The organism is Geoglobus sp. (genome assembly GCF_054018175.1).
Genome location: NZ_JBPLZQ010000057.1, coordinates 1 through 9514 on the forward strand (window position 1 = coordinate 1; position 9514 = coordinate 9514).

Annotated in this window: 11 protein-coding genes, 1 other RNA gene and 1 pseudogene; 12 read left to right on the forward strand and 1 reads right to left on the reverse strand. The window is 52.0% G+C overall.

Features of this window, described 5'->3' with window-relative positions:
• The 9 genes and pseudogenes from ACXJJC_RS04550 to ACXJJC_RS04590 all read left to right on the forward strand — a co-directional run.
• Positions 1-234: pseudogene (locus tag ACXJJC_RS04550) on the forward strand (hypothetical protein); the annotation flags it as partial.
• A 145-nt stretch (positions 235-379) separates the two neighbouring features.
• Positions 380-610 (forward strand): Lrp/AsnC family transcriptional regulator, encoded by a 231-nt coding sequence (locus ACXJJC_RS04555; protein ID WP_456369654.1) that lies wholly within the window; start codon positions 380-382, stop codon positions 608-610.
• An 11-nt stretch (positions 611-621) separates the two neighbouring features.
• Complete coding sequence (locus tag ACXJJC_RS04560; RefSeq protein WP_456369656.1) at positions 622-2394, forward strand: DNA topoisomerase VI subunit B; 1773 nt, start codon at positions 622-624, stop codon at positions 2392-2394.
• A complete protein-coding gene (locus tag ACXJJC_RS04565) occupies positions 2384-3469 on the forward strand; it encodes a DNA topoisomerase IV subunit A (protein WP_456369658.1) in 1086 nt (361 codons plus the stop codon). The genes ACXJJC_RS04560 and ACXJJC_RS04565 overlap by 11 nt, the downstream gene beginning before the upstream one ends.
• Positions 3466-4992 carry a sensor histidine kinase gene (locus ACXJJC_RS04570; RefSeq protein WP_456369660.1) on the forward strand — a complete coding sequence of 509 codons (1527 nt, stop codon included), beginning with the start codon at positions 3466-3468 and terminating at the stop codon, positions 4990-4992. The genes ACXJJC_RS04565 and ACXJJC_RS04570 overlap by 4 nt, the downstream gene beginning before the upstream one ends.
• Before the next feature lie 47 nt (positions 4993-5039).
• Positions 5040-5210 (forward strand): DUF362 domain-containing protein, encoded by a 171-nt coding sequence (locus ACXJJC_RS04575; RefSeq protein ID WP_456369662.1) that lies wholly within the window; start codon positions 5040-5042, stop codon positions 5208-5210.
• Positions 5207-6364, forward strand: coding sequence for an NAD(P)-binding protein (locus ACXJJC_RS04580; RefSeq protein ID WP_456369664.1), 1158 nt, complete (start codon positions 5207-5209; stop codon positions 6362-6364). The genes ACXJJC_RS04575 and ACXJJC_RS04580 overlap by 4 nt, the downstream gene beginning before the upstream one ends.
• Entirely contained in the window at positions 6361-7026 is a 666-nt protein-coding gene (locus ACXJJC_RS04585; protein ID WP_456369666.1) for an ABC transporter ATP-binding protein, read from the forward strand. The genes ACXJJC_RS04580 and ACXJJC_RS04585 overlap by 4 nt, the downstream gene beginning before the upstream one ends.
• Complete coding sequence (locus tag ACXJJC_RS04590) at positions 7023-7661, forward strand: heme exporter protein CcmB (protein WP_456369667.1); 639 nt, start codon at positions 7023-7025, stop codon at positions 7659-7661. The genes ACXJJC_RS04585 and ACXJJC_RS04590 overlap by 4 nt, the downstream gene beginning before the upstream one ends.
• Here the strand turns inward: ACXJJC_RS04590 and ACXJJC_RS04595 are convergent.
• Positions 7632-8558: an NAD-dependent epimerase/dehydratase family protein gene (locus ACXJJC_RS04595; RefSeq protein ID WP_456369668.1), complete on the reverse strand. Its 927-nt coding sequence runs from the start codon at positions 8556-8558 to the stop codon at positions 7632-7634. The genes ACXJJC_RS04590 and ACXJJC_RS04595 overlap by 30 nt on opposite strands.
• A 109-nt stretch (positions 8559-8667) precedes the next feature.
• On the opposite strand from ACXJJC_RS04595, the gene ACXJJC_RS04600 reads away from it, so the two are divergent.
• The 3 genes from ACXJJC_RS04600 to rnpB all read left to right on the forward strand — a co-directional run.
• Positions 8668-8892 carry an LSM domain-containing protein gene (locus ACXJJC_RS04600; protein ID WP_456369672.1) on the forward strand — a complete coding sequence of 75 codons (225 nt, stop codon included), beginning with the start codon at positions 8668-8670 and terminating at the stop codon, positions 8890-8892.
• Between the two features lie 2 nt (positions 8893-8894).
• The gene (locus ACXJJC_RS04605) at positions 8895-9254 is read left to right on the forward strand and encodes a helix-turn-helix transcriptional regulator (RefSeq protein ID WP_456369670.1); all 360 of its coding nucleotides are present in this window, start codon (positions 8895-8897) and stop codon (positions 9252-9254) included.
• 49 nt (positions 9255-9303) lie between these two features.
• An RNA gene (gene rnpB / locus ACXJJC_RS04610) (RNase P RNA component) lies at positions 9304-9514 on the forward strand; the annotation flags it as partial.

Genomic DNA, 9514 nt, shown 5'->3' on the forward strand with positions numbered 1-9514 from the left:
ACACACGGATGGTACAGGCTCTCGGCAATAAAAAAGGAGGCAGAGAAACACGCTAAAAGGTGTGAGAGACTCGAGAAACTGCTGGGACGGAAGGTTATTCCGGTTGTTGTGCCGCTGATAGATGACAGCGTTTACTTTCACAGGGGTGCTGTGATCGTCCCCTACGCGAGGCTGAACGATTTTCTCCTGAACATCCACACATACCTTATAGAGTTCGGGATGGACGATCGGTGACCTCAGACCGTACTGGCCTCATCACCGCCTCAGCGGCGGATCAGCTCATCATCGGTCCACATGTTGTTGGAATTGGCGCGATATAATTCTTATTCTCTGCAGGAGGCAGGGAAAAGGTTTTATGCGTTTGGGACAAGTATTGAACATGGTTATTGGCGTCACGATGGTGAACGTCTCTCCGGGAAAGGAGAAGACGGTTTACAGGGCAATCAAGGAGATGAAGAACATCAGGGATGTGTATCACGTGTTCGGCGAGTTCGACTTCGTCGTAATAATCGAGGCGTCCAGCCTGTCGGAGCTGAACAGGACCGTTGATTCGATCCGGGATATTGATGGCGTGACCAGGACACAGACTGTGGTTGGAGCGGAAATCTGATAGGATCGGGTATGAGTTCCAAACACAGGGAAATAAGCATAGCTGAGTTCTTCGAGAAGAACAAGCACATTCTCGGCTATTCCAACCCTTCCAAGGCGCTCATCACCTGTGTCAGGGAGGCAGTGGATAACAGTCTTGACGCCTGTGAGGAGGTAGGAATTCTGCCCGACATAATGGTCAAGATAACAAAAACCGGGGATGGATTTTACAGGGTCGTTGTCGAGGACAACGGTCCGGGAATAGAGGAAGATCAGATTCCGAGAGTTTTTGGAAAGCTCCTTTACGGCTCGAGGTTTCATGCGATAAAGCAGAGCAGGGGTCAGCAGGGTATCGGAATATCCTCCGCAGTCCTCTATGCTCAGATTACCACGGGAAAACCGGCTGTGGTAACGTCGAAGGTCGAGGGTGGGAAAGCTTACAGATTCGAACTCCTGATTGACACGAAGAGGAACGAGCCTGAAATTGTCAGCCGAAAGGAAGTAGACTGGTTCTCCCCCCACGGCACGAGGATAGAGCTCGAGATCAGGGGAAGCTACGTGAAGGAAAGGAAGCAGAGCGTTTATGAGTATCTGAAGGAAACGTCTGTTGTCAATCCTCACGCGAGGATAACCTTCATAACTCCCGACGGGGAGGTGCACGAGTTCAGGAGGATAAGCGACACCCCTCCGGAACCTCCGAAGGAGATCAAGCCCCACCCCCACGGCATCGAGATCGGTACGCTGATGGCCATGCTGAAGAACACGAAGGCGAGAGACTTGAAGAACTTTCTCAAGACTGAGTTTGTGAGGGTTGGGGACAAGATAAGCGAGGAGATACTCACAAAGGCGGGCCTCTCTCCAGACCTTCACCCTTCGTCCATTTCGAGGGAGGACGCGGAGAAGCTGATAACGGCTTTCAGACTCACGGACCTGCTCCCCCCTCCAGTTGACTGCCTCTCTCCGATAGGTGAGGATCTCATAATGAAGAGTCTGATGGAGGAGTACTCTCCAGAGTTTGTTTACGCGGTAACGAGGAGGCCAAAGGTCTATTCCGGACACCCCTTCCTGGTTGAGGCTGGAATAGCGTATGGTGGTGAGCTGAAGGAGGACAAGATCTCCCTCCTGAGGTTCGCCAACAAAATTCCCCTGCTGTATCAGCAGAGCGGGTGTGCTCTCACTCAGGCTGTTGTTAGTGTCAACTGGAAGAACTACGGTTTACAGCAGTCTAAGAACGAACTTCCCGTGGCTCCGGCGGTAATCCTCGTGCACGTTGCCTCAACGAATGTTCCCTACGTTTCGGAGTCAAAGGAAGCGGTGGCGGCAATTCCCGAGATAATCGACGAAGTCAGGCTCGCGCTTCAGGAGTGTGGCAGAAGGCTGAAGGAGTACATCGAGAGGAAGAAGAGCATTCAGAAGAGGAAGAGGAAAGAAGAGGAACTCCTGAAAATCATTCCTCTGCTTGCGGAGAAGATTAGCGAGGTGGTCGAGAGGGAAAGGGTTGATGCGGAGAAGGTAATAGCGAGGATAATGGGTAAGGTGTACATCTCGAGAGAGGTGGGCGACGGGAAAGCTGCAGTCGTGATTCACAACTTCTCCAGCTCGAGGAGAAAGCTCAGGATATATGAGATGTGTGACGGGGGCATAAACGGAGACAGAACTGCAAGGTGGGACGTTGAGGTGGGGCCCGGGGAGGTTGTCAGGATTGAGTACGAGTTCAGGGGGAGACACATCAACGCCAGACCGCTTGTTGAGGGTATAGAGGAAGAGCTTATATCGGGCGGAGAGGTGGTGAAACTTGGATATTGAACAGAAAGCGCTGAGAGCACTTTTGAGCATTGCCGAGACCATTTACGAGCAGCTGAAGAACGGGGAAATTCCTGAGATAGAGATCTCCACAAGAACGAAGTACAACATTGAGTTCAACGAAGAAAGCGAGGTATGGGTTTACGGGGACAGGACTTCAACGAGGTCTGCCAAAACATTGAAAGGAGCTTACATGATGCTCAGGATGGCGTACGTGATGGGATTCATAAAGGAGCAGCTCAGGATAAACAAGTCCTCGACCCTCAGAGAGCTCTACTACATCTCAGAGAACTGGGGCATGGCGAAGTTCAGCGAGCAGTCCGACAGCGACAGGCTCATAGAGGACCTCGAGATCCTCACCGCGTTTCAGAGGGAGCACTTCCACATACGGCCTGAAGAGGATGGGGCAACTGTCATTGGGCCGATAAAAATAAGGGAGGAGACCAGGAGAGGTGTGAGGGAGATCCACTGTCAGGAAGACGTCGGGGAAGGAGGTTACCAGATTCCCGTGAACGTGGACAGGCTGGAGTTTGTTGAGCACGACGCGAAATTTGTTATAGCCATAGAAACAGGAGGTATGAGGGACAGGCTCGTCGAAAACGGATTTGACGAGGAGTTTGATGCGATAATCGTTCACTTAAAGGGACAGCCTGCGAGGAGCACGAGAAGGCTGCTTAAGAGGCTCAACACCGAGCTCGGGCTGCCGGTGGTTGTGTTCACAGACGGAGATCCGTGGAGCTACAGAATCTACGCCAGCGTGGCCTATGGCAGCATAAAGTCCGCTCACCTCAGCGAGTACCTCGCCACTCCCGCCGCAAAATTTGTTGGAATTCGACCATCTGACATTGTCAGATACAATCTGCCGTCCGATAAGCTGAATGAGCAGGACGTGAGGGCCCTGAATGCGATACTGACTGACCCGAGATTCGACTCTGACTTCTGGAGGAGTGAGGTGAAGCTGCAGCTCGAGCTCGGAAAGAAGTCGGAGCAGCAGGCTCTTGCCAAGTACGGACTGGACTACGTTACCGACGTTTATCTGCCTGAGAGGCTTACTGAGATGGGGATCCTGAAGACATGAGGCTCCAGACGAAGCTCGTCACCGTAATCGTTTTCTCTTTCCTTTTCGTTCTTTATCTGTCAGTCCTGCACGTAGCGTACTCAATGTCAGCGATTTCTGACAGCATAGAAGGTATGGTGGTTGAACTCGAGTCTGAGAGCATTCTCAGGTTCTTAGATATACAGATCAGCGAGCTGGAGGAAGAGGGCAGGATATTCCTGAGTGCAGGGAACTATGATGACCGCAGCCTGCTTGATGTGCTTGATCAATCCAGCCTCAGCCTGGTCGGTGCAAGCTTTGCGGCGGTGGCTGATGAGAGCGGCAGTGTTGTGCTGATCGGCAACCTCAGCGGGAACAGAGACACGCTGAAAGGGATGATTGTGGCCGAGCTGAAGACGATGAGGGTGCACGAAAAGGGTGTGATACTCCTCGACAAACCTGCGATATTTGCCGCTTTTGATGTTGGAGGGAAAACTGTCATCTTCTTCAGGTACTTCGACGACGGCATAATCGACTCGCTCGTAGAGCATGAGGATGTGAACGTGAGGGTGAGTGAGAGGTACGTGGAGACCGAGGAGTACCGGGTGGAAGGCAAAACCCTGACGGTGTATCTGCCCGTGCACGATGTGAGCGGGAGGGTGGCAGTGGTTATTGAGTACGAATTTCCGGCATACTGGAGGGACCTGTCGAGGCTCGGAGTGGTCAGCACCATAATTTTCGTCTCGGCAACAACTGTCGCTGTTGGTGTGGCAGCGCTCGTGACACTCGGCAGGGATGTGTCGAGGATAAGGAGGCTGTCTGACTTCATGGAAAGCATCACGAGAAACCGGGACTTCGGGAGGAGGGCAGACTCTGACGGGGACGACGAGATCTCTCAGCTGGCGGCGAGCATAAATCGCATGCTCGACGAGATTGAGAGGTATCAGAGGGATCTGAAAAACGCAAACGAGAACCTCCGGCTCCTTAACAGCATTTTGAGACACGATCTGCTTAACAGGCTGACGAGAATCCTCGCCTACGCTGAGATGGGGTATGAGGAGAGAAATCCTGAATTTTACAGAGAGATACTCGAGGCTGTGGAGGACTCTGTAAGGCTGATTGAGAGGGTGAGAAACCTCGAAATCGCATTCTCCGACTTCAAACCTTCGAAAATGAATCTCAGGCAGGTGATCGAGGAGGTAATGGGTGAGTACGACTTGGAGTATTCTGTGGATGGGGATGCGACCGTTCTAGCGGACGAGGGACTCTACTCTGTGCTGGACAACCTTGTCCACAACGCCATAAAACACGGCGGCACGAACAGAATTGACTTTAAAATTGCTGAAAGGGATGGGCGGGTTGAGCTGAGGGTGATTGATTACGGGAGAGGGATCCCGGACGAGTTCAAGCGCATCATTTTTGAGGAGGGTTTCAGCACCGCAAACAGTTCTGGACTCGGTCTCTACATAGTAAAAAGGATCGTGGAGAGGTACGGTGGGAGCGTGTGGGTCGAGGACAGCAGGCCGAGTGGCGCGGTGTTTGTGATACTCCTGCCTAAGGCGTGAGGACATGCTCTGGAAAATATTTTTATTCCTGCTGAATAACTGAGACTGTGGCGAGGGTCGTCGTGAGAGATGGCTGCGTTGGCTGCTCGTTCTGCAGACTCGCGTGCAGGTTTGATGCCATTGATGTGATCGGGAGGGCCGAGATAGACCATGACAAGTGCACGATGTGCAGGAGGTGCATATCCTACTGTCCGGTTTCAGCCCTGGTGGTGGAATGAGGGTTGGCATAGTTGGAGCGGGTCTTGGAGGACTGCTGACGGGTGCACTGCTGTCTGAGAAAGGTTACAGAGTTGAGCTGTATGAACGGCTCCCCTTCATAGGCGGAAGGTTCACGTCTATCAGCTATCGAGGGTATGAGGTGAGCACCGGAGCCCTCCACATGATCCCTCATGGCAGCAGGGGTCCACTTGCAAGGCTGCTGAGAAGGGCTGGCTGCAGGGTGGAGATTGTAGACTCATCACCTGAAGCCGAGATTTACTGGAACGGGGAAAGGGAGGTCGTTACAAGAAAGTCGTTTCCCTTTAAAGATTTCCTAAGGCTCAATCTGGAATTTTTCATGTCGAGGTTTGGGCGCAACAGGACACTCGAGGAATTCGGAAAGAGTCTGAGCGAGAGGACATACCTCTTCATGAAGGCGTTTCTCGGGTGGAGTCTTAGCGTGTTTCCCGACCAGATGAGGTTCAGGAGCATAATACCGATTTACATGAATACCGAGAAGTACAGGGGTCCGGGGGTCCCAGTCGGGGGATGTAAGGCCGTGGTGGATGGACTTGCGGAGGTAATAGAATCAAACGACGGCGTCATAAGGAGGGAAGAAGTCCAGGCACTGAAGCCTGGTGAGAGCTTCGGGGTTTACGGGAAGGAGAGGCGAGGTTACGACGTTGTGATCTCCAACCTCGGCCATAAACTGACGATGGATCTCCTCGGAGAGAGGTACGGCGAGGTCAAACCTGAAAGCAGGGGTGTGAAGTACACCATAGCGATTGACGAGCCGTTCATCGGACACACCGGAGTTCTGTTCACCCTCGGAACGAGGATAGCCGGGATGAACGAGGTGACGAATGCCGACGAGAATCTCGGCAGGAAACACATGCTTCAAGCTCATCAGCCGCTGAGAGATGGAAGCAGAGAGGAAATTATAGCGGGCCTCAGAGAACTCAGGGAAATCCTCAGAGGGTATAGCTACGAGATTATAGCTGTGCAGAGCTACAGAGGTGACTGGCCGGTGAACAGGGTTATGGCTGGACTTGACGAGGATCACACGACGCCATACAAAAATCTGTACGTTGTAGGCGACAGTGCAAAGGGGAAGGATATAGAGGTCGATGGCGTAGCTCTCGGGGTTGAAAAGGTCCTGGAGGATCTGACATGAACGTTGTCGAGTTCAGGGACGTGGTGAAGGCGTTCGGCAGGTTCAGGGTGCTGAAGGGAATAACGTTCGAAATCTCGAAAAACGAGAGGGTCGCCCTTCTCGGGCCAAACGGGAGTGGAAAGACGACTACTGTAAAGCTTATCAGTGGCCAGATCAGACCTACAGGAGGGGAAATAAGGGTTTTTGGTAAAAACAGGGTTGATGAGAGTGTTAAGGCGAGAATAGGTGTTGTGAGCCACAGCTCTTATCTGTACGACGACCTGACTGCTTACGAGAACCTCGAGTTCTTCGCGAGAATCTACGGGGTTGACGAGTCGAGGATCGCGGAGCTTCTGCGGGACTTCGGACTCTGGAAGAGGAGACACGACCTCGTGAGGAACTACTCCAGGGGTATGAAGCAGAGGCTCTCAATAGCGAGGGCACTGCTCAACGACCCTGACCTGCTGCTCCTCGACGAGCCAACCACCGGTCTCGATGTGGAGGGGAGAAAGAGGCTCTTCGAGACCGTATCCGACTTCGAAGCCACCATCATATTCACGACACACAACCTGGGAGAGGCCGAGGATCTGTGTGAGAGGGTTCTGATAATCAGGGAAGGGGAGCTCGTGTACGATGGGAGTGCAGAGGACGTCGAGGAGGTTTACAGCGAGGTGATGAGATGAAATTCATCGAAATTGCAAGAAAAGATTTGAAGATTGAGTTCAGAACAAAAAACACGATAAACTTCCTCTTCCTGTTTGCACTGCTGTCAATAATGCTGTTCAGCGCAACAATCGAAAATCCAGAACCTGCACTGCTCTGGGTGGTGTTCATATTCGCGGGAATGCTCGGATACTCGAGAGCTTTCCTGAGGGAAGTTGAAACCGGAACGCTTGATGCCCTGAGGGTATCTCCTGTTTCTCCAGCATCCATACTCTTCGGAAAGATCTTATTCAACGCGGTAATAATGCTCATACTCGAGATCATAATAATCCCGGTATTCATGGCGGTTTTCGAGATGTATCCCGAAAATCTCACAATGGCTATGGTGTCTATAACTGCGGGAAACCTCGCTTTTGTAATCGTGAGCAGCTCACTATCTGTTCTGGTAATCAAATCAAGGGCGAGAGAGCTTCTGCTGCCAATTCTGATGTTTCCTGTCGTGTTCCCTGTGATTCTTTCCACGGTTCAGGCATTCTCGATGTCAATTTCTGGAAATCTGGAGGGTATAGCGTCACCGCTTTCCATCATCCTCGGCTTCTCAACTGCGATTCTTGCGGTTGGTTACCTAACCGTTGATTACGCCCTCATCGAGTAGATCTCTCACAGTTTTTCTAACTGCCTCCTCACTGCTGTACCTTGGCCTCCATCCCAGTTCTTTCAGCTTCTCGATCGAGAGAAGCATAACGGGTACGTCACCCTTCCAGCCCCTGTCCCCCCCTGTGAATCTGAACCTCGGGCTAAGCCCCATCTCCTCGCAAACAATCTCCGCTATTTTTCTCACCTTTATCTGGTCTTCGCTGCCAATGTTGAAGATGTTCACGGCCTCATCGCTCCTTTCAATGGCGTGAAACATTGCTGAAATGCAGTCGTCTATGTAGATGTAGGACTTGTTCTGCTCACCGTTTCCCAGGATCTCGAGCTCGGTGGGATTCCTTTTCAGCTTCATCATGAAGTCGTAGATCACGCCGTGCCTGCTCCTCCTGCCGATCACGTTTGCAAATCTGAATATCCAGGATTTCATGTCGTATGTATGGCAGTAAGAAGCTATTAGCGCCTCTCCCGCAACCTTGGAGGCCCCGTAAACTGAAATGGGTACTGTGGGGTGGTCTTCAGGGGTGGGTATCACGTCGGTCTCTCCGTAAACTGTTGAGGTTGAAGTGAATACGATTCTTTCGACCCCTTCCCTCCTCGCCGCCTCCAGCAGGTTCCACGTGGCAAGGATGTTGTTTTCGTAAATTTCGTCAGGTTTTTGAGATGACACTCTAACGTCCGGATTTGCGGCAATGTGCCACACCTCCTCAACACCTTTAACAGCGCTCAGAGCATCTTCGTGGTTTCTCAGGTCGCCAATGATGAACTCGGCTTCATCGCTGACAAAATCAGGATTTCCCGAGGAGAGGTTATCTATAATCCTGACCTCGTAACCCTTTTCAATGAGCCAGTCGACGAGATGGCTCCCTATGAATCCTGCACCTCCCGTGACCAGAATCATGCTTCAAAGTCTGGAAAGGTATATATACTATTTTTGATAAATGGTAGGTCTGCTTAGAGGCGTTATCTGGCTCTAAAATAAAAAATAATGACAGAAAGAGGTGATGCGGGTGCTTCCGAACCAGATGGTCAAGTCCATGGTCGGCAAAATGGTTAGAGTGGAGATGAAGGGTGAGGAAAACAGCCTCGTTGGCAGGCTTGAGAGTGTTGACGATTACATGAACCTCCACCTCTCCAACGCGATTGAGTACAGGGGTGAGGAGAAGGTGAGGGTTCTCGGAGATATCGTGCTTAGGGGTAACAACGTTATTCTCATCCAGCCGTTTGAGGATTGAAGATGGAGATCAGGGACCAGATTCTCAAACTCCTCGAGGAAAAGGGTGCGATTCTCCAGAAAGATCTATGGAAAGAACTCAACATAGACAGCAGCAAGTGTTCGAGAATACTGAGGAAGCTCGAGAAAGAGGGCCTCATAAAGAGGCTCGAAATCGTTGTGGATGGCGTGAAGACGTTCAAAATAGTTCCAGCAGATGCAGAGGAGGAAGAGGAGGAAGAACTCACCCTGATGGAGATAATGCAGAGGTACGAGGACATCACCGGACTGCCTCCATGCTTCGGCTGCAGAGTATTCGACTGCGAGCCAGTAGACTGCATAAAGATCGAGGTCTGGTTCCTGAGAAGAGCCACGCTGGGCTGAGTCCAAGACAAACTTTTTTATATTCTTCTGGTAACGATTCTTTTTGGGGGAGCGGCGGAGGGCAGCTTCCCGCTGTGCGGGAGGAAAGTCCCCCCACCGTTTGAAGGCGGGACGCCGCAAGGCGTCGTGCCGAGAGGCACGGCAACGGAACAGAAACGACACTCCTGCAGGGTTATGCGAGGAAGCCGAGAGGCCGAGGTCACCTGCGGGAGTTGAAACGGCCGTCCCCGCCGGTGCAAGGCGTGTGCCGCTGAGACGGA